Below are 19042 nucleotides of genomic sequence, written 5' to 3' on the forward strand. Positions count from 1 at the left end.
ACCGGGGACGGGAACACCGCGGAGGCGAGATGGTGAGCCGAGGCCGGTACCCGAGCGGCGAACGGGAGCGAAGCGGCATGACGAACACACACGGCACCCCCGGCACCGGCGGCGCGGAAGGAGCGCCGGGGAACGCGCCGACCGAAGCCCCCGGCACGGGCACATCACCCGACCCGGCGGGCATGGACGGTTTCTTCCACCGGCTGCACCCGGACATGTGCGTGGTCACGGCCGTGGCCGACGGGGAGCGGGCCGGCTGTCTCGTCGGCTTCGCCTCGCAGTGTTCCATCCACCCGCCCCGGTTCGCCGTCTGGCTGTCCAAGGCCAACCACACCTACCGCATCGCCCGCGCCGCGCAGCACCTCGCCGTCCATCTGCTCACTCGGGACCAGCAGGACCTCGCCGAACTCTTCGGGGGCGAGACGGGTGACGAGGTCGACAAGTTCGAGGGGCTGGACTGGCGGGAGGGGCCCGGCGGCACGGCCGTCCTCACCGACGTGGCGGCCTGGTTCGTCGGCACCATCCTCCATCGCACCGACGGGGGCGACCACGTGGGCTTCGTCCTCGACCCCGTGCGGTGGGGCGAGGGCCGGTCAGGCCCGCTGCTGCGCCTGTCCGACGTGCGCGGCGTCGACGCCGGCCACCCGGTGGACTGAGCGGAAGGGCGACCGGCGGCGCCGCCGGTCACGCGCTCGCGTCCGGCGCGTCCTCCTCCAGCGGCATCCTGATGTCCAGCACGCACACGTCGTCCCGCCGCTCGCCCGCGAGCATCGTGGCGAGCAGCGTGTCCAGCGAGCCGGACTCGGCGCCGCCGTGCGCGCGCACCAGCTCGGCCAGCCGGCCGAAACCCGCGTCCAGGCCCTCGCCGGGGCGCTCGACCAGGCCGTCGGTGTACAGCAGCAGCCGGTCGCCGGGTTCCAGGCGGAGTTCCGCCGACTCGTAGACGGGCGTCCCGCTCGCGCCGAGCAGCATGCCGCGCGGACGGTCGAGGTAGCGCACCTTGCCGCGGCGCACCAGCAGCGGCGGCGGGTGCCCGGCCTGGGCCCAGGCCAGGACGTGCTCGTCGGGGTCGTAGCGGGCCAGGACCATGGTGGCGGTGGTCTGGCCGTCCCGGGAGTGCAGCAGCAACTGGTTGAGCCGTGCCAGCGCCCCGGTCAGCGAGGAACCGGTGCTCACCATGCCCTTGGCGGTGAACCGCAGCTGGGCCATCGTGGCGACGGCGCCGATGCCGTGGCCCGCCACGTCACCGACCACGAACAGCGCGTCGCTGTCGGGCAGTTCGATGGCGCTGAACCAGTCGCCGCCGACGTGGATGCCGGACTGGGCGGGCAGGTACGCGACCTCTATGCGCAGCCCGGCCAGCCGGACCGGCTTGCTGGGCAGCGGCAGCAGGGCGTGCTGCAGCCGGGCGGCCAGGGCCCGCTCGGCCTGCAGGATCCCGCGCTGCAGCAGCATCGCGCGCTCGCTCTCCACCAGCGCGAGTTCCGCGCTGCGCTGCGCGGTGAGGTCCTGGACGAAGCCGTGCACCTCGACCGGGTTGCCGTCCGGTTCGGTGACGGCCTCCGCGACCATCCGCAGATGCCGGACGCCCTCGGGTGCCTCGATGCGGAACGGCACGTCGAACGGGCGGGCGTGGCGGACGAGTTCGCCGATGGCGTGGGCCAGGGGCCCGCCGTCCTCCGGCAGGGCCAGGTCCGGCAGCTGGTCGAGGCGGAGCGGTCCCCGCGCGGGGACCCGGCCGAGGACGGCGTAGGCCTGGACGGACCAGGAACTCTCCTGGGTGATCAGGTTCCAGTTCGCCCAGCCGAGGTTGCCGAGCCGCTGCACGTCCGAGAGGCGCTGCTCCTGCCGCTCCAGGGGGTCGTGCCGCAGCCAGGTCACCAGCAGGCCGCCGCCCAGCGGGGCCGCCCGTACCGAGTAGGTGGCGGTCACGGGCACGCCGTCGGAGAAGTCCTGGTAGGCGAACGGCTCGCCGTCGAACGGCACTCCGGTCTCGAGGGCCTGCAGATAGCCGTGCCACAGCGGTTCGCCGGCGACGGACGGGTAGCTCTCCAGGATGTGCTTGCCGACCATGTCCCGGCCGGTGCGGCCGAACACGTCGACCGCTTCCGCCGTGGCCGCGTCGATGCGGTAGTCCTCCACCTGGCCGGAGGCGGTGCGCAGCGGGGTGAGCAGGATCGCGGCGCCCGGCAGTGCGTCGAACACCGCCTGGACGGTCTGGGCGGTGCCGTCCTCGGCCGGGCTGTCCTGCGGGGCGTCGAAGGCCCGCAGCCGGCCCGCGCACAACCGGGCCACGGCCCGCAGCAGCTTGCGTTCGCGCGGCTCGAACGGCCCGGAGTGCCGGCGCAGCACACCCAGGGCGAAGCAGGCGGTCTCCCCGGCCGGAACCGGCAGCCAGGCCCGGGTGAGCCATCGCTCGGGCGGGTCCCCGATCAGCAGGTACCGGGAGCGGTCGGTGGGGAGGTCCTCCAGCCAGCGTGGCTCGCCCGCCTGCAGGGCGTCGTACGCGGACACCCCGCTCAGCGGGGGCACGTACCGCCACTGGGCGGCGAGGGTGGCGTCGATGCCCGCGTGCCCGATGAGTTCGAGCCCGCCCTCGGGGAGCCGTTCGTAGAGCATCACGGCGTCGGCGCGGACCTCGGGCGTCAGGTGGTCCAGCAGGCATCCGGCCAGCTCGTGCGGCGAGCCGACCCGGACCAGGTCCCGGCCGATGTGCCCCAGCACCTCCGCCATGTCCCCGGTGCCGGCGGGCGTGGCCTCCCAGGAGGCGACGGCGGTGGGCGGCCTCAGGGGCGCCACCGGGGCCGTGCCGGGAGGCTGTTCCCCGGGTGTCTCCGGAGCGGTTGCGGTGGGCTGCTCCCGGGGAGGCAGCAGGGCGCCCAGGGTGAGCCAGCACTGCTCGAGGAGCGTGCGCCCGCCGTCCTTGGCGCGCTGCAGCAGCTCCTCGTGGGCGGCGCCCGGGGTGCACCCGGTGGCCGCCATCAGGACGCCCTTGGCCCGCTCCAGGACGGCCGAGGTCGCGGCCAGGTCCCGCAGTCGTTCCATCTCGGCGCGCTGCCGGGCCACGACCTTGGCCAGCGCCGCCAGATCAGCGCCGTCGCCGGGATCCATCGAGGGCACGGGCTCGCTCGTCACGCGATGAGCATCGCACACCTGGGCCCGCACGATCACTCGTCTGCCGGATCGGGCCTCGGCGGGGTCCGCAGGTGAGGGGAGCCGACCGCACGAACGGCGTGAACGGAATGGCCGGGGGCGGGACGGGAGGCGGTTCAGCGGCCCGTGCCGCGGCCGACGAGGGCCTCGGAGACCGCGCGGACGCTGCGCGCGATGTGCTGCAGCTGCAGGACCTCGGCCGCGTACATCTTGATCGTGTGCTCGATGACCGACTCGGGCAGCCCGAGCATCGGCAGTTCGGCCCGCGCGGTCTGCAGGGCGGTCCGGGCCACCCGGATCTCCTGCTGGACCTGGATCTGCGCGTGCCGGGCGAGCAGGACGGGGTGCCGGATGAGTGCCGGATAGCTGGCGTAACGCGCCGGGATCAGTTCGCGCAGCCACTTGGCCGCCGAGCGCTCCCAGTCGTAGCTGCCCGGCGTCTTGACCTGACAGGGCCAGTCTGGGCTGATGCGCGTGCTGGTCAGGGGCATGATCATCGCTTCCGGTGTGCGGCGTCGTGAGGGTGGTCCGACGGGTTCGGGGCGGCCCCGGCCTAGGGGATGGCCGGGGCCGCCACGGGCGCGTCGCGCAGACGATGCGCCCCGGTACACCCCGGGCGCCGACGTGGGTAGGAGACGGCGGCTGGGGGTGTCCGTGCGGGGGCCCCGGGCGTCGGGAACCGGCGCTGCGTGCGGTGGTGCGTGCGCATGGGCGGTCCGTCGGCTTTCTCGGGGCGGTGTGCGGGCAGTGAGTCCGCAGGTGCGGAACGTGCCCGGAGCGGGTCGGACGCGATCCGTGGAGCAGTATTTATATATGCCGACCGGTTTGCAAGACGTATGAAAACATTCATGCGCGATATGGGGTGAATGATCCCCGTCCAGGGGGTTGAGGACCGCAAGATCTTCACGAGTGCCGGGCACGGACGGAAGGATCGGCCGGGCAGGCCGGGCCCGACGTACGGCCGGGTCAGTCCTTCAGGAAGAACTGGTGCTGCTCGGAGAGCTGTTCGTACTTCTCCAGGCGGGCCTGGGTGCGCTCCGGATCGGCGTCGGTCATGGCCTGCAGCAGTGCCGCGGCCAGCACGCCCGCCGCGGCGTAGGAGTCGAACACCAGCCGCGAGCCGGTGCCGGTGGCGAAGGCGATGTCGGCCTCGTCGGCCAGCGGCCCGAGCGCCAGGTCGGTCACCAGCGCGACCTTCAGACCGGCACCGCGCGCCACCCGGATCGCCTGGAGCGTCTCCCCTGAGTGCCGGGGCATGGCGAAGGCCAGCACCCAGGTGCCGCCGGCCTCGCGCGCCTGCAGCAGGGCGTCGTAGGCCACGCTGCCGCCCCGGGTCACCAGCCGCACATCGGGGTGGATACGGCGGGCGGCGTAGCCGAAGTACTCGGCCAGCGACACCGAGATGCGCAGGCCCAGCACGGTCAGCGGGGTGGAGCGGGACAGCTCGCGGCCGACGTGGATGACCCGGTCGGGGTCGGCGAAGTCGCGCCGCAGGTTCTCCAGGTTCTCGATCTCGGCGTCGACGGCCGCCTGGAGTTCATTGGCGCGGTCCTCCTCGCCGGGCCCGCCGGCGAGCGTGCTCAGCGCGATCGACTGGAGTCTCTCGCGCAGGGCGGGATAGCCGCTGAAGCCGACGGCGGCCGCGAAGCGGGTGACGGACGGCTGGCTCACCCCGACCCGGTCCGCCAGCTCGGTGATCGACAGGAACGCGGCCTCGGTGATGTGCTCGATCAGATACTGGGCGATGCGTCGCTGCCCCGGCGACAGACGGGGGCCGTCGAACAGCTCTCTGAGCCGGGAGGTCGGGGCGGCCTCGGCCTCGGGTGCGGTCTTGCCCGATGTGATCGCTGATGCCTGTGCGCGAGCCTGCTGCGGCGAGGGCACCGGTCCGTCTCCTTTGTCTGCCACGAGCACTCAACATAGCTCACCGACCGTCGTGACCAGGGGTTGAGTGCGGGGCGTTCACCGCCGGTAGAGGCTGATCGAATGACCCACGTCGCCGACCGGACGGCTGCTCGCGATCAGCTCGGCGAGCCGTCCGCGCGCCTTGGCGACCGCCGAGTCCGACACCACCAGCAGCCCGTGCACGCGGTCCGGCGCCACCGTGCGCGGATCGGCGGCGTCGATGCCGTAGGACGACGGCACCCCGGCGCCCTTGTACACCAGCCACACCCGCTCGCCCGGGTACCGCGCCCTCAGCCGGTCCGCGAGCCGGCCCAGGTCCTGCCCCCAGTCCACGTTGGAGTCGTGCAGCAGCCGATGGGTGTGCGCCGGGCCGCCGAACGCCTCGTTGGCGTACGGCAGGTAGTACGGGAACGTCCGCAGCGAACTCACCGCCGTGCACAGCACCAGCGCGCCGGTCAGTACCCCGGCCCACCACCGCCGCGGCACGCGCGGCACGGGCACACAGGCCGCCGCCACCGCGAGGAACACCGGCACGAACAGCGCGTACCGGGTCCCGAAGTCCCGCGCCCCCGTCATCGCCACCGCCAGCAGCACCAGGGGCGGCAGCAGCAGATACGGTGCCGCCGGCCGCAGCCGGCGCGTCCTGACGACCGCCACCGCACCGGCAGCACCCAGAGCCAGCAGCCCGAGCGGCGTCTTCACCAGCAGGGCGGCCGGCAGGTAGTACCAGAGCGAGCCGGTGTACAGGTGTCCGAAGAGAAAGCCCTGCCACGGGTAGTCCTCCAGGCCGAACTGCACCCGCATCCCGGCCCGGTACGCGGAGGGCAGCGGCAGCAGGTCCACCAGCCTCCCGCGCAGCCCGGGTACGGCCGGAACGGGTTCGGCGGGGAGGAACCGCAGACGGGGGTCGACGGCCAGGTACGCGGCCCACACGACGGCGAGCGCCACCAGCGCCACGACCCCCGCGCCCGCCAGCGCCGACAGCGCTTTCTGCCGTCGACCCGTGAGCCGACGGGACGCCAGGACCGACACCGCCGCCAGCGCCGCCAGCACGGGCACCGCCGGCAGCGCGCTCATCTTCGTCGCCACGGCCGCCCCCAGAGCCGCCCCGGCGAGCGGCAGGTACCGCCCCGGCCGCAGGCGTGCCCGCCACACCAGCCAGGCCGAGGTCAGCACGAACCCGGCCGCCGGCATGTCCAGCGTGGCCAGCGCACCGTGCGCGATCACATCGGGCGAGCAGGTGTACAGCGCGAGCGCCACCAGGCCGCCCGCCGTCCCCGCCACCTCACGGGCGAACGCGAACACGACCAGCCCGGACAGCAGGGTCAGCGCGATCACCGGCAGCCGCGCCCACAGCATCAGCCGCCAGGGGTCGTTGCCCGACTCGTACAGCAGATGCCGGCCCACGGCCCCCTGGGTGCCGGTGTACGACGGGTCGTAGTGCGGGCCGGCCACCGCCACACCGGCCGCGATCAGCAGCTTGCCGAGCGGCGGATGCTCGGGGTTGTAGCGCAGCCGGTGCTCGTGCAGATAGTCGGTGGCCGTCGCCACGTACACCGGTTCGTCGATGGTGGGGGTCTGCTGCACGGCCGTGGTGACCATCGCCGCCGCCATCTGCGCCAGCAGCAGCACCGCCAGCAGCGGCACCAGCCACCGCCGGTGCCGGTGCAGCCTGGCGGGCAGACGGGCCGGGGCCGGCCGCGCGGGTTGCTGGACGGACGCCTCACGAGTGAGGACCGTGTGCTGTTCGCTCGCCATCATCCGCCCCGCGGTGGCACCGGCCGTGCGGTGGCGGAAACGCTCGGCAGCCGGATCATGGCCCTACTGTCCCACCGCTCCCGCCGCCGCGGGCGTCACCGCTTCACGAGTCGTACCGGCAGACCCTCTGCCGTGCATACGGGTACGGCCCGCGGCGGCCCGGAGTTCACCGCGGTCCGGCCGAGCGGGCCGCGCAGCCCGAACAAGGCGAGAACGCGGCGCGACGATGCCGCATGCGCACGGCTCAGCAGGGCAGGCCGAGCAGCCCCCAGCCGCGCCGCTGGGCTTCGCGCACGACCACGGACCACTCCCGCAGCAGCACCGCGAACTCGTCGAAGTCCGCGATCCACCGGCCGGGCGCGGCGGCATGGGTGCCGTACGCCTCACGCAGACCGTCCAGCAGCGGCTCGGCCCGCGACCAGTGGGCGGCCAGCGCGGACACGGCCGGCGGCGGGCAGACGAGCAGCAGCCTGGGCCGCCACGGCTCGGGATCCGCCGGGAACAGGCCCGGCGCCTCGGCGCCGTCGTCCGCGTCGTCGTCCTCCCGGAACAGGGGACCGAGGAAGGCGTCCAGGGCCGCACGCAGCGCCGGATCGGCGAACTCCCGTACGTCGTCCCAGGATTCCCCGGCCCAGAAGTGCGGTTTGTACGAGCCGGTGGTGCTGTGGAACTCGTACCGGGCGGACCAGGGCACCTCGGGCGAGGCCGGGCACACCCAGCCCCGCTCCGGTTCCGCGTCATAGTCGTAGGAGTCCGGACAGGCCGCCTCGTCCAGCAGTTCCCGGCGCTCGGCCGTGGGTGTCTGCTCCAGCCGCTGCCAGTCGAGCGCGAGTACCGTGATGTCCAAGCCCATGGCACGGCACACTAGTCAGCCGGGACCCTGCCCCGTCGACCCGATTTCCGGCACGGCGTACGGCGACGGCAGCGCGTCGGCCCGCACCACCAGGTCCGCCCGCTCCCGTGTCGCCGCCACCAGGTCGGCGTTGCGCTGGTCCGTTCCCAGCACCCAGGCCACGGCGCTCTCGTGGTCCTTGCCGAACTCCTCGTGCCGGGCCACCAGCCGGCGGACCCGCTCGTCCTCGGCGACCTCGCAGAACCACACCTCGTCCAGGCACGGCCCCACCCGCGCCCACGAACCCTCCCGCAGCAGAAGGTAGTTGCCCTCGGTCACCACCAGGCGGGCGGCCGGCGGCACCGGGATCGAGCCCGCGACCGGCTGTTCCAGCACCCGCTCGAACCCGGGCGCGTACACCACCTCGTCGGGGTCCTCGCGCAGCCGCCGCAGCAGCGCCGCGTACCCGGCCGCGTCGAAGGTGTCCGGCGCGCCCTTGCGGCCCCGGCGGCCCAGCCGGTCCAGCTCGGCGTCGGCCAGATGGAACCCGTCCATGGGCACGTGCGCCACCCAGGGCGGACCGTCGCCGTTGAGGGCGCGCACGAGGTGCTCGGCGAGCGTCGTCTTGCCCGCGCCGGGGCCGCCCGCGACACCGAGGACGGCCCGCCGGCCGCCCCGGGTGAGCGCACGGGCACGGATGAGGAGATCGTCGAAGGTCGGCGGCACAGGGGAAAGTGTGACACCCCCTACCGGTGAAGCCCGTACGGAAGGCTTCGCCGAGAAGTACCTGCGGTGTGGTGTGCGCCACCCACTGGACCGCGTCCGGTGGGGAACAGTGCTGGGTATGACTCAGCTCGGTCTGCCCGACGGAATCCAGGCCTGCCTCTTCGATCTCGACGGGGTCGTCACCAAGACGGCCGTCGTGCACGCGGCCGCCTGGAAGGAGACCTTCGACGCGTTCCTGCGCGACTACGAGGGCGCACGGGGACGGCCGTTCGACGCGGCCGCCGACTACGACGAGTACGTCGACGGACGCCCCCGCGCCGACGGCGTCCGCGCCTTCCTCGACTCGCGCGGCATCCACCTGCCCGAGGGCACCCCCGGCGACCCGCCGGACGCCCGCACCGTGCACGGCCTCGGCAACCGCAAGAACGACCTGCTCCTGGCCAGGATCCGCACCGGCGGCGTCGAGGCCTACGAGGGCACCCTGCGCTACCTGGAGGCGGTCCGCGCCGAAGGGCTGCGCACGGCGATCGTCTCCTCCAGTGCCAACTGCCGCGATGTCCTGCGCTCCGTCGACGCCGAGCACTTCTTCGACGTCCGCATCGACGGCGTGGTCGCGGCCGAGCGGAACCTGCCGGGCAAGCCGCACCCCGACACCTTCCTCGCCGCCGCGAGCGACCTCGGCGTCGACGCGGCGCACGCGGCCGTCTTCGAGGACGCGCTGGCCGGCATGGACGCGGGCCGCGCGGGCGGCTTCGGATACGTCGTCGGCGTGGACCGCGTGGGACAGACCGACGCGCTGTACGCCCGCGGTGCGAACATCGTCGTGAGGGACCTCGCGGAGCTGGGAGGCAAACAGTGATCTCCGAGCGGTCGTACGCCGTGGAACCGTGGACCGTCCGGGAGACGGCCCTCGACCTGGACGTCCTCGCCCAGAGCGAGTCGGTGTTCGCCCTGTCCAACGGCCATGTCGGCTGGCGCGGCAACCTCGACGAGGGCGAACCGCACGGCCTGCCCGGCAGCTATCTCAACGGGGTGCACGAGGTGCACCCGCTGCCGTACGCCGAGGCCGGATACGGCTACCCGGAGTCGGGCCAGACGGTCATCAACGTCACCAACGGCAAGGTCCTGCGGCTGCTGGTGGACGACGAGCCGTTCGACCTGCGCTACGGCCGGCTCGTCGCCCACGAACGGGTGCTGGACCTGCGCCGCGGGGTGCTGGAGCGGACCTGCGAATGGACCTCCCCGGCCGGATCGACGGTTCGGGTGCGCTCGACCCGGCTGGTGTCGCTGACCCAGCGGGCGGTGGCCGCGGTGGACTACGAGGTGGAGGCCGTCGGCAGCCGCAGCCGGGTGGTGATCCAGTCGGAACTGGTCGCCAACGAGAGCCTGCCCGAGCCCGGCGGCGACCCGCGCGCGGCCGTCGCGCTGAAGTCGCCGCTGGAGCAGGAGGACCACTTCGCATCCGGGAACCGGCTGCGGCTGGTGCACCGCACCCGGCGCAGCGGCCTGCGGGTGGCCGTCGCCGCCGACCACGTCGTCACCGGCCCGGAGCGCACCTCCACCCGCAGCGAGAGCGGCATCGACGTGGCCCGGCTGACCGTCACCTCCGTGCTGGAGCCCGGGCAGACGCTCAGGGTGGAGAAACTGGTCGCCCACGGCTGGTCCGGCGCCCGCTCGCTGCCCGCGATGGCCGACCAGGTCGACGCCGCGCTCGCGGCCGCCACCCACGACGGCTGGCAGGGCCTGCTCGCGGACCAGCGCGCCTGCCTGGACGACTTCTGGGCCCGCGCGGACGTCGAGGTGGAGGGTGACGAGGAGATCCAGCAGGCCGTCCGCTTCGCCCTCTTCCACGTCCTGCAGGCCGGGGCCCGCGCCGAGCAGCGCGCCATCCCCGCCAAAGGGCTCACCGGCTCCGGCTACGACGGGCACGCCTTCTGGGACACCGAGATGTTCGTGCTGCCCGTGCTCACCCACACCGCGCCCGCGGCCGTCGCCGAGGCGCTGCGCTGGCGGTACAACACCCTGGACGAGGCCCGGGAACGCGCCTCCCAACTCGGGCTCGCGGGGGCCTCGTTCCCGTGGCGGACCATCGCCGGCCCGGAGGGCTCGGCGTACTGGCCGGCCGGCACCGCCGCCTTCCATGTGAACGCCGACATCGCCGACGCCGTCGGCCGGTACGTCGAGGCCACCGGCGACACCGCCTTCGAAGCCGAGGCCGGCGTGGAACTGCTGGTGGAGACGGCCCGGCTGTGGCGGTCGCTGGGCCACCACGACAGCCACGGCGTCTTCCACCTCGACGGCGTCACCGGACCCGACGAGTACAGCGCGGTCGCCGACGACAACACCTACACCAACCTCATGGCCCGGCGGAACCTGCTCGCCGCGGCCGACGCCGTCGAACGGCACCCGCGCGAGGCGGAGCGGCTCGGCGTGGACGAGGAGGAGAGCGCGGCCTGGCGCGACGCGGCCGAGGCCATGCACGTCCCCTACAACGACGAACTCGGCGTCCATGAACAGCACACCGGATTCACCCGCTACCAGCGCTGGGACTTCGCCGGCACGCGCGCCGACCAGTACCCGCTGCTGCTGCACTTCCCCTACTTCGACCTCTACCGCAAACAGGTCGTCAAGCAGGCCGACCTGGTGCTGGCCATGTACACGTGCGGTGAGCACTTCGACGAGGAGCAGATCGCCCGGAACTTCGCCTACTACGAGCCGCTGACCGTACGCGACTCCTCCCTGTCGGCCTGCTGCCAGGCCGTCATCGCCGCCCAGGCGGGCCATCCGGGACTCGCCTACGCCTATACGACCGAGGCCGCGCTGATGGACCTGCACGACCTGGAGCACAACACCCGCGACGGGCTGCACATCGCCTCGCTGGCCGGTACCTGGATGGCACTCGTGGCCGGCTTCGGCGGCATGCGCCGCGACGGCGACCGGCTGCGGTTCGCGCCGCGCCTGCCCGAGCGGCTGCGCCGGCTCGCCTTCCACATCCAGTTCCGTGGGCGCCGGCTGCGTGTGGAGATCGCCGCAGACAAGGCCACGTACGCCCTGCTGGACGGCCCGCCGCTGACCTTGCGCCACCACGGTGAGCCGCTGACGGTGAGCACCGACGAACCGGCCGTGCGGCCCGTACCACCGCTCGTCCGCCGTCCCACCCCCGAGCAGCCACCGCACCGCGCGCCCAACGGCTGCTGAACGTCGGCGCGGTGCCGTGAGCGGGCGCCCGCCGTGAGGGGGCGCCCGCATCCCTACGGAGTGCCTCTCACCCGTCGCGTCCGGCGAGCAGCTCCCGCAGCGCCCGCTCCTCCTCGGCACTCAGCCCGGTGACGAACTGCTGGAGCGCGGCGATGGGGTCCGGCCCCCGGTCCAGGGCCTCGCGCATCGCCTCGGCGGTCAGCTGGGCCGCGTTCTTGGCGGGCCGGTACGCGCCGCGCCGCCCGTCGGCGTCCCGCAGCACCAGCGCTTTGTCGTACAGGCGTTTGAGGATCGTATGGACCGTGTTGTACGCGAGTCCGCCGCCGATCTCGGTCTGTATCTCCGCCGGGGTCAGCGGCCGATCGGTGGCCCAGAGGGCGGCCAGCACCGCGCTCTCCAGCTCCCCCGCGCTGCGCCGTTCCGCTCTGCCGCGGGACCCTGTGCCAGCCATGTCCCAACCTTACAGCGCGTAGGGCCATCGGCCGGATGGCCGAATCGGACCGGCGGACGGCCGGGCTTCTGGTTAGTTTGTCGGTGTTTTCCCTGGATCGCGCCTGTCCTGCAGGTCGGAGGGACAGAGGGGTGATCATGGCCGGCAGCGCGCACGCCACACTCGGCGGATCGCGGCGCGAGCGCCCACGGCGCCCTGACGACCGCACCCGGGGCCTGCGGACCGCGGCACCGCTCGCGGCGGTGGCCGCGGCCTTCACCCTGGCCCAACTGCTCCTCGTCCCGCCCGGCATGGGCCTCGGCTGGGACGAGACGGTGTACGTCAGCCAGGTCAGCGGGCACGCGCCCGCCGCCTTCTTCAGCGCACCCCGCTCCCGGGGCGTCTCGCTGCTCGTCGCGCCCATCGCCTCCTGGTCGTCCTCGACGGCCCTGCTGCGGATCTACCTCGCGGTCCTCTCCGGCCTCGCCCTCCACCTGGCCCTGAGCGCCTGGCGCGGCCTGTTCCCGGTCCGCGTGCTCGCCCTGGCCGGCGCCCTCTTCGCCTCCCTGTGGGTGACGCTGTTCTACGGCCCGCAGGCCATGCCCAACTACTGGGTCGCGGTGGGCGCCCTGGCAGCCGTGGGCTGCTTCCTGCGCGCCCGCGGCGACCGTGCCGCCCTGTGGGGCCTGGCGGCGAGCGCGGCACTGATGGCGTGGATGCGGCCCATGGACGCCGTCTGGGCCGTCCTGCCGCTCCTCGCCCTCGGCCTGGTACGTGGACACCGGCGCGCGTGTTGCGTGCTCCTCGCCGGCCTCGCGGCCGGGGCCGCCCCATGGGTGATCGAGGCGTACACGGGATACGGCGGCCTCGCGCGCCGCCTGTCCGACGCCTCGGCGATCCAGGGCGGCCTCGGCTGGCACCTCGCCGTCGTGGACCAGTTGCGCAGCCTCGCCGGGCGGACGCTGTGCCGGCCGTGCACCGGGGCGCTGCCCCACCCGGTGCTCCTCCTGTGGTGGTTCGCGCTCCCCCTGCTCGCCGTGCTCGCTCCCGCCGCCGCCCTCCGCGCCCGGCGCACGGCCGCGCCCACGGCGCTGCCGCTCGGCTGCGCGGCGACGGCCGCTTTCCCGTACCTGTTCCTGATCGGCTACGCGGCACCCCGCTTCCTGCTGCCCGCCTACGCCCTGCTCGCCGTCCCGGCCGCCGCCGCGCTGCTGACACCGGCGGCCGTCCCGCGCCGCAGCCGTCGTGCCGTGGTCGTGGCGCTGGTCTGCCTGGGTCTGGCCGGCCACCTCGCGGTACAGCTGGCCGTCCTCGTGCACACGGTGCGCGGCGCCACCGCCGCCCACCGTGCCTGGTCGCGCACCGCGGCCACCCTGCACCGCCTGGGCGTCCGCCCGCCGTGTCTGCTCACCGGACATGAGGCCATTCCGGTGGCCTTCTACACCGGCTGCGCGTCGGCCGCGTCGGCCGGGCACAACGCCAACAGCACCGAGGACGGCATCGCCCGGACCGCCCGGCGGATCCCGGCGGCCGTCCTCGTGCCGGTGGGTGCCCGGCCACCCGGATACGCCCGCGCCTGGGCGAGCGCACCCCTCGGCGAAGTGCGGCTGTACTACGTCGTACCGGAGGCCGGCCCATGACATCCGCGACATCCACGGCGGAACTCACCGTCCCCGTCGGCCGCCGGCGCGCCTACTGGCACGCCGGTGTCGGCCTCGCCGTACTGCTCGGCGCGCTGTACCTGGCCCACCGGCACTGGGCCGCCGTCGAGAGCGGGGCCGCACGGCTGGCGGTCGCCGACCCGGGCTGGCTGCTGGTCGGAGCGACGGCGACCGTGTGCACCTGGGCGGCCTCGGCGCTCGCCCAGCAGGGCGCCGTCGTACGCCGGCTGCCCGGACGCCGGCTGGTCGCCGCCCAGTTCGCCGCCTCCGCCGCCAACCACCTCCTGCCCGCGGGAATCGGCGCGGGCGGGGTGAACCTGCGGTTCCTGATGCGCTGCGGGCTGCCCGCCGGGCGCTCGGCCAGCGCGCTCGCCGTCAAGGCCACCACGGGCGCCGCCGTCCGCCTGGCGCTGCTCGCGCTGCTCGCCCCGGCCTGCCCGGGCCCGCTGCGCCTGCCGCGCGTCACCCCGGTGGCGGTCGCCGTCGTCCTCGGTGCCGCCGCCCTGGTGGCGGTCCTCCTGGCCACCCCCCTGGGGCCGCGCTGCAGGCGGGCGCTCACGACCGTCGCGGCCGACATCCGCGCACTGCACGCCCGCCCCGCCCGCGCGGCGGCCCTGTGGGGCGGCTCCCTGGCCTTCGCCGCACTGCACGCGCTGGTCCTCATCGCCGTCACCCGGGCCGTCGCGCTGCCGCTCGCCCCGCTCCAGGTGGCCCTGCTCTACCTCGCGGCGAGCAGCGCGGCCGCCCTGCTGCCCAGCCCGGGCGGCATCGGCTCGCTGGACGCGGCGCTCGCCCTCGCCCTCACCGCGTCCGGCACCCCGGCGGCGGCCGCCGCCTCCGCCGTGCTCGGTTACCGGCTGCTGACCGTGTGGCTGCCCCTGCCCCCCGGCCTGCTGGTGCTCGGCGTGCTGGTGCGGCGCAAGGCCCTGTGAGGCGCCGGGAGTTTCCCGCGCACCCGCTCCAGGTAGGAGTCGGGTACTGCCATGCGCCACAGGAGGGGGAGCCATGCCGCAGAACGACAGTGCGGGCCTGCCGGGGGAGGCCTTCTTCATACCGGGGACGTCGTCCTTCACCGAGTTCCTGGCCGCGCACCGCCCCCGGCTGCTGCCCACCGCGCCCCCCTTCCCGCCCGGTGCCCGGCCGGCGCCCGGCCGGTTCCCGCACGGCACCACCGTGCTCGCCCTGACCTACCGCGACGGCGTGCTGATCGCGGGCGACCGCCGGGCCACGATGGGCAACCTCATCGCCCAGCGCGACCTGGAGAAGGTGCACCCCGCCGACGACCACACGGCCGTCGCCTTCGCCGGCACCGTCGGCCTCGCCCTCGACATGGTGCGGCTCTACCAGGTCGAACTCGCCCACTTCGAGAAGATCGAGGGCATACCGATGACCCTGGGCGCCAAGGCCACCCGCCTGGCGGCCATGATCCGGCAGAACCTCGCCCAGGCCATGCAGGGCCTCGCCGTCGTCCCGCTGCTCGCCGGCTACGACCTCACCGCGCCGGAGGGCGGACGCGGCCGGATCTTCAGCTACGACGCGGCCGGCGGACTGTACGAGAAGCGGCACTTCCACGCCGAGGGCTCCGGCTCCCCGTACGCGCGGGGTGCGCTGAAGAAGCTGTTCCGGCCGGATCTCACCCGCCGGGAGGCGGCCTTGGCCGCCCTCCAGGCGCTGTACGACGCGGCGGACGACGACTCGGCCACCGGCGGCCCGGACCTGAACCGCCGCATCTTCCCCGTCGTCTCGGTCATCACCGAGGACGGCTTCGAGCGGCTGCCGGAGACGGAGGCGGAGGAACTCAGCCGCGAGATGGTCCGGCAGCGCACCGGCCGCCCGGACGGCCCGCACGCCACGCCCTGACCTCCGCGGACGGCACACCGTTCGGCGCGGCTTTCCCTTCCCATGGGGAAGGCCTGCCACGGCCTTTACTGCACATGAGTTGCAGCTACGGAAGGAGTGCACAAGGCTGTAGAGCGCAGCCGCACCCGCACCACCCAAGAAACCACCTCCCGATGACGGCCGCCCCTGATCCCGCTCCTCCCTCCCCGCTCAGGCCGGACCACACCCTCGGCCTGGCACCGCGTCCGCGGCTCCAGGACGCGGCAGGAGCGGATCAGGGTCGGCGGGACGGCCTGGCTTCTGGTTCTCCCTCGGCCACTCCGGCATCGCCTTCGGTCCGACCCTGCTGCTCTCCCGGTGATCAGGGCGGTGGGGAAGGCGGGCCGCATCGAGGAGAACGTGGACGGCGGGCCTGGCGCGGCAGTCCGCCGACCGACCTGTTCCGGTGCCGGCGGGGTTAATGATCCGCCTGCGGGAAACGCGGACCGGGACCGCCCGCGAGCCGAGAAGGAGGCGACGATGAGCGACCAGCAGTCCGAGCAGACCCCGATGGCGGACGACGCCTACCAGCCCACCGGCACCAACGAGGAGCAGGCGGACGCAGGCCCCCTGGACCTGCAGGACGCCCTCGGCGAGCGCTCCTACGACGACATGCTCGACGAGGGCTACTCCCCGCCCGAGCGGCCGCTGGGCGTCACCAGGCACGGCACCACCGCCGACGAGCAGCACGCGGGGGAGACCCTGGACGAGCGGCTCCGCCAGGAGGTGCCGGACGTGGCCGCACCGGCCGGTGACGAGGTCGGCGACCTGCCGGGCGGAGAGGGCGAGCCGCTCGACCCCGAGGCCGGCACCTCCCGCGCGGGCCGCCTGGTGGCCCCTGACGAGGGCGCCCACACGCAGACCGTCAAGGAGGAGGTGGCCGAGGACGTGGGCATCGACGGGGGAGCGGCGGGGGCGGAGGAGGCGGCGATGCACGTGGTGCCGGACGAGACCGATCTGGCGGACGAGACCGACCCCTCGGCCGGGACCGACCTGCCGGAGTGAGCCGCTCGGCCGGGCGGCGGCCGGCACGCCGCGCAGGGTGGGGTGGGTGGGGGGCGGCGTGCGCCGGCACACCGAACACGTCGATCCACCGGGCGCGTCGACGCGCCCCGAGTGCGTCGACGCGCTCGGGTGCGACGCCGGCCGGGTGTGCTCGCCCGGCCGACTCTCCCGTTCGTCCGCTGAGTTCCCCGGACCGCCCTAGGGCAGCAGCTTCTCGATGGCCGCCGGGCCCTCCGTCTCCAGCTTGCGACGCGCCCAGTCGAGGGTCTTCGGGGTGACGTCCCTGCCCGCCGCCATCACCAGGTCCTCGGGGGAGATGCCCTTCGAGGGAGCGGAGTGGAGCAGGGCGTCCGGGGTGCAGTGGTCGTCGGACGACCGGGATCCTTCGGGTGTGGATGTCGACATGATGCCTCCTCCTCGGTCCGGATGACCGCATCCGTGCCGGTGCCTCCGAACGGGGCACACTCTCACCATTCCCCGCCTCGGCGCACCCTGCATCTTCAGGTGCCCGGGAAGCGGGTGTGGACCGCCTGCCCACGCCACGCGGAAGCACTCGCTCCTAAGCTGGAAAACATCCGCACCACGTACCGGGAGGCCGCCGATGGCCGAGACGCCGTTTCCCGAGGACCTGCCCCGCCGCCCCCACTACCTGCCGATCGCCGAGCACGGACTCATCGGTGACCTGCGCAGTGTGGCACTGGTCGGGAGCAACGGCACGATCGACTGGTACTGCAGTCCGGCCTTCGACGCCCCGAGCGTCTTCGCCGCGATCCTGGACGCCGAGCGCGGCGGCTGCTTCGAGCTGGCCGCCTCCGTGCCCGCGCGTACCAAGCAGTTCTACTTCCCCGACACCAACGTGCTGATCACCCGTTTCTTCACCGAGGACGGCGTCGGCGAGGTGCAGGACTTCATGCCGCTCGCCGGGGAGGCGCCCGGCGAGGGCGGCCGGCACCGGCTGATCCGGCGCGTGGTGTGCGTACGCGGCACCGTCCCCTTCCGGGTGCTGGTCGCCCCGCGCTTCGACTACGGCGCCGCCCCGCACACCCTGCGCTACCTGGACGGCACGGTCCTGTTCGAGTCGCCCGACCGGTCGCTGGCGCTCACCTCGACCGTGGTCCTGGAGTGCGACGACCGCGACGCACACGCCGACTTTAAGCTCGGCGAGGGCGAGTCCGCGGTGTTCGCCCTCGACCAGGCGGGCGGCGAGTTGGCCCCGCGCGGCTGCGCCCACGCCGAGGCCGAGCACCAGTTCAACGCGACGGTCGCCTACTGGCGGCGGTGGCTCCACCAGTCCCGCTACCGGGGCCGCTGGCGTGAGATGGTGCACCGCTCCGCCCTCACCCTCAAGCTCCTCACCTACGCCCCCACCGGCGCCATCGTCGCCGCCCCCACCACCAGCCTGCCCGAGCAGCTCGGCGGCGAGCGCAACTGGGACTACCGGTACGTGTGGGTACGCGACGCCGCCTTCGCCGTCTACGCGCTGCTACGGCTCGGCTTCAGCGGCGAGGCCGAGGCGTTCATGCGGTTCCTGACCACGCACATCAGCCCCGGCTGCGGCGACGGCTCCGGACCGCTGCAGATCATGTACGGCATCGACGGCCGCGCCGACCTGCCCGAACGCGAGCTGCCGCACCTGGAGGGCCACCAGGGCTCCGCCCCGGTCCGGGTCGGCAACGCCGCCGCCGACCAGCTCCAGCTGGACATCTACGGCGCCCTGATCGACTCCATCTACCTCTACGACAAGTGGGCGCAGCCCATCTCCAGCGCCCAGTGGGACGACGTGTGCCGCCTGGTCGACTGGGTCTGCGACCACTGGGACCAGCCCGACGAGGGAGTGTGGGAGACCCGCGGCGGCCGGAAGAACTTCCTCTACTCGAGACTGATGTGCTGGGTGGCGATCGAGCGCGCCATCCGCCTCGCCACCCATCGAGGTCTGCCCGCCGATCATCGGCGCTGGCGGCAGGCCCGCGACACCATCTACCGGCGGATCATGGACCGCGGCTGGTCGGAGCGCAGGAACGCCTTCGTGCAGTACGAGGGCGGCGACGTCCTCGACGCCTCGCTGCTGATGATGCCGCTCGCCAAGTTCATCGCCCCCACCGACCCCAAGTGGCTGTCCACCCTGGACGCCCTCACCGACGACCTGGTCTCCGACTCCCTCGTCTACCGCTACGACCCGCAGGCCAGCCCCGACGGACTGCGCGGTGACGAGGGGACGTTCTCCATCTGCTCGTTCTGGTACGTCGAGGCGCTGGTCCGGGCCGGCCGGCTCGACGAGGCCCGGCTGGCCTTCGAGAAGATGCTCACCTACGCCAACCATCTCGGCCTGTACGCCGAGGAGATCGGCCGCACGGGCGAGCAACAGGGCAACTTCCCGCAGGCGTTCACCCATCTGGCGCTGATCAGCGCCGCCTTCAACCTCGACCGCGCCCTCGGCTGAACCGTCCCGGGCACCCGCGGGTGGACCGAACCCATCGGTCGGTGTGTGCGCAGGTC

General features: G+C 73.8%; 16 protein-coding genes. 8 read left to right on the forward strand and 8 right to left on the reverse strand.

The features are described 5' to 3' along the window. Positions 1–182: 182 nt before the first annotated feature. A complete protein-coding gene (locus tag ACZ5CW_RS34250) occupies positions 183–656 on the forward strand; it encodes a flavin reductase family protein (protein ID WP_468608487.1) in 474 nt (157 codons plus the stop codon). Positions 657–684: 28 nt separating this feature from the next. Here the strand turns inward: ACZ5CW_RS34250 and ACZ5CW_RS34255 are convergent, their stop codons facing one another. The 6 genes from ACZ5CW_RS34255 to ACZ5CW_RS34280 all read right to left on the reverse strand — a co-directional run bounded on the left by ACZ5CW_RS34255 (position 685) and on the right by ACZ5CW_RS34280 (position 8374). After that, positions 685–3111, reverse strand: a complete 2427-nt coding sequence (locus ACZ5CW_RS34255; RefSeq protein WP_468608489.1) for a SpoIIE family protein phosphatase — start codon at positions 3109–3111, stop codon at positions 685–687. A 158-nt stretch (positions 3112–3269) separates the two neighbouring features. After that, the gene (locus ACZ5CW_RS34260; protein ID WP_468608397.1) at positions 3270–3650 is read right to left on the reverse strand and encodes a hypothetical protein; all 381 of its coding nucleotides are present in this window, start codon (positions 3648–3650) and stop codon (positions 3270–3272) included. 469 nt (positions 3651–4119) lie between these two features. Further along, on the reverse strand, positions 4120–5037 hold the full coding sequence (locus tag ACZ5CW_RS34265) for a MurR/RpiR family transcriptional regulator (RefSeq protein WP_468608491.1): 918 nt from the start codon (positions 5035–5037) through the stop codon (positions 4120–4122). A gap of 78 nt (positions 5038–5115) precedes the next feature. Next, positions 5116–6819, reverse strand: coding sequence for an ArnT family glycosyltransferase (locus ACZ5CW_RS34270; protein ID WP_468608399.1), 1704 nt, complete (start codon positions 6817–6819; stop codon positions 5116–5118). A 241-nt stretch (positions 6820–7060) separates the two neighbouring features. After that, on the reverse strand, positions 7061–7669 hold the full coding sequence (locus tag ACZ5CW_RS34275) for a hypothetical protein (protein WP_468608401.1): 609 nt from the start codon (positions 7667–7669) through the stop codon (positions 7061–7063). A 15-nt stretch (positions 7670–7684) separates the two neighbouring features. Beyond that, positions 7685–8374 carry a nucleoside/nucleotide kinase family protein gene (locus ACZ5CW_RS34280; RefSeq protein ID WP_468608403.1) on the reverse strand — a complete coding sequence of 230 codons (690 nt, stop codon included), beginning with the start codon at positions 8372–8374 and terminating at the stop codon, positions 7685–7687. 118 nt (positions 8375–8492) lie between these two features. Between ACZ5CW_RS34280 and ACZ5CW_RS34285 the strand changes: the two genes are divergently transcribed. Beyond that, entirely contained in the window at positions 8493–9233 is a 741-nt protein-coding gene (locus ACZ5CW_RS34285; protein ID WP_468608405.1) for an HAD family hydrolase, read from the forward strand. Then, entirely contained in the window at positions 9230–11572 is a 2343-nt protein-coding gene (locus ACZ5CW_RS34290; protein ID WP_468608407.1) for a glycoside hydrolase family 65 protein, read from the forward strand. The genes ACZ5CW_RS34285 and ACZ5CW_RS34290 overlap by 4 nt, the downstream gene beginning before the upstream one ends. Before the next feature lie 67 nt (positions 11573–11639). Here ACZ5CW_RS34290 and ACZ5CW_RS34295 read toward each other — a convergent pair whose 3' ends face one another. Further along, a complete protein-coding gene (locus ACZ5CW_RS34295; RefSeq protein ID WP_468608409.1) occupies positions 11640–12023 on the reverse strand; it encodes a BlaI/MecI/CopY family transcriptional regulator in 384 nt (127 codons plus the stop codon). Between the two features lie 137 nt (positions 12024–12160). Between ACZ5CW_RS34295 and ACZ5CW_RS34300 the strand changes: the two genes are divergently transcribed. The 4 genes from ACZ5CW_RS34300 to ACZ5CW_RS34315 all read left to right on the forward strand — a co-directional run bounded on the left by ACZ5CW_RS34300 (position 12161) and on the right by ACZ5CW_RS34315 (position 16546). Next, on the forward strand, positions 12161–13642 hold the full coding sequence (locus ACZ5CW_RS34300) for a hypothetical protein (RefSeq protein WP_468608411.1): 1482 nt from the start codon (positions 12161–12163) through the stop codon (positions 13640–13642). Further along, positions 13639–14595 (forward strand): lysylphosphatidylglycerol synthase domain-containing protein, encoded by a 957-nt coding sequence (locus tag ACZ5CW_RS34305; RefSeq protein ID WP_468608413.1) that lies wholly within the window; start codon positions 13639–13641, stop codon positions 14593–14595. The genes ACZ5CW_RS34300 and ACZ5CW_RS34305 overlap by 4 nt, the downstream gene beginning before the upstream one ends. Positions 14596–14668: 73 nt before the next feature. Continuing rightward, on the forward strand, positions 14669–15523 hold the full coding sequence (prcB, locus tag ACZ5CW_RS34310) for a proteasome subunit beta (RefSeq protein ID WP_468608415.1): 855 nt from the start codon (positions 14669–14671) through the stop codon (positions 15521–15523). A gap of 498 nt (positions 15524–16021) precedes the next feature. Then, positions 16022–16546, forward strand: coding sequence for a DUF5709 domain-containing protein (locus ACZ5CW_RS34315; protein WP_468608417.1), 525 nt, complete (start codon positions 16022–16024; stop codon positions 16544–16546). Positions 16547–16744: 198 nt separating this feature from the next. Here ACZ5CW_RS34315 and ACZ5CW_RS34320 read toward each other — a convergent pair whose 3' ends face one another. After that, positions 16745–16951 (reverse strand): hypothetical protein, encoded by a 207-nt coding sequence (locus ACZ5CW_RS34320; RefSeq protein ID WP_468608419.1) that lies wholly within the window; start codon positions 16949–16951, stop codon positions 16745–16747. 196 nt (positions 16952–17147) lie between these two features. Here ACZ5CW_RS34320 and ACZ5CW_RS34325 point away from each other — a divergent pair, with 196 nt between their 5' ends. Continuing rightward, positions 17148–18986: a glycoside hydrolase family 15 protein gene (locus ACZ5CW_RS34325; RefSeq protein WP_468608421.1), complete on the forward strand. Its 1839-nt coding sequence runs from the start codon at positions 17148–17150 to the stop codon at positions 18984–18986. The last annotated feature ends 56 nt before the right edge of the window (positions 18987–19042 follow it).

The sequence above is a fragment of the Streptomyces sp. NPDC031379 genome (assembly GCF_055569615.1).

What these genes read in the sequence shown, in the direction of transcription:
- prcB (WP_468608415.1), top strand. Translation starts at nt 14,669, where the DNA reads ATGCCGCAGAACGACAGTGCGGGCCTGCCGGGGGAGGCCTTCTTCATA.
- ACZ5CW_RS34285 (WP_468608405.1), top strand. Translation starts at nt 8,493, where the DNA reads ATGACTCAGCTCGGTCTGCCCGACGGAATCCAGGCCTGCCTCTTCGAT.
- ACZ5CW_RS34275 (WP_468608401.1), bottom strand. Translation starts at nt 7,669, where the DNA reads ATGGGCTTGGACATCACGGTACTCGCGCTCGACTGGCAGCGGCTGGAG.
- ACZ5CW_RS34250 (WP_468608487.1), top strand. Translation starts at nt 183, where the DNA reads ATGGACGGTTTCTTCCACCGGCTGCACCCGGACATGTGCGTGGTCACG.
- ACZ5CW_RS34260 (WP_468608397.1), bottom strand. Translation starts at nt 3,650, where the DNA reads ATGATCATGCCCCTGACCAGCACGCGCATCAGCCCAGACTGGCCCTGT.
- ACZ5CW_RS34325 (WP_468608421.1), top strand. Translation starts at nt 17,148, where the DNA reads ATGGCCGAGACGCCGTTTCCCGAGGACCTGCCCCGCCGCCCCCACTAC.
- ACZ5CW_RS34270 (WP_468608399.1), bottom strand. Translation starts at nt 6,819, where the DNA reads ATGATGGCGAGCGAACAGCACACGGTCCTCACTCGTGAGGCGTCCGTC.
- ACZ5CW_RS34315 (WP_468608417.1), top strand. Translation starts at nt 16,022, where the DNA reads ATGAGCGACCAGCAGTCCGAGCAGACCCCGATGGCGGACGACGCCTAC.
- ACZ5CW_RS34305 (WP_468608413.1), top strand. Translation starts at nt 13,639, where the DNA reads ATGACATCCGCGACATCCACGGCGGAACTCACCGTCCCCGTCGGCCGC.
- ACZ5CW_RS34255 (WP_468608489.1), bottom strand. Translation starts at nt 3,111, where the DNA reads ATGGATCCCGGCGACGGCGCTGATCTGGCGGCGCTGGCCAAGGTCGTG.
- ACZ5CW_RS34320 (WP_468608419.1), bottom strand. Translation starts at nt 16,951, where the DNA reads ATGTCGACATCCACACCCGAAGGATCCCGGTCGTCCGACGACCACTGC.
- ACZ5CW_RS34295 (WP_468608409.1), bottom strand. Translation starts at nt 12,023, where the DNA reads ATGGCTGGCACAGGGTCCCGCGGCAGAGCGGAACGGCGCAGCGCGGGG.
- ACZ5CW_RS34300 (WP_468608411.1), top strand. Translation starts at nt 12,161, where the DNA reads ATGGCCGGCAGCGCGCACGCCACACTCGGCGGATCGCGGCGCGAGCGC.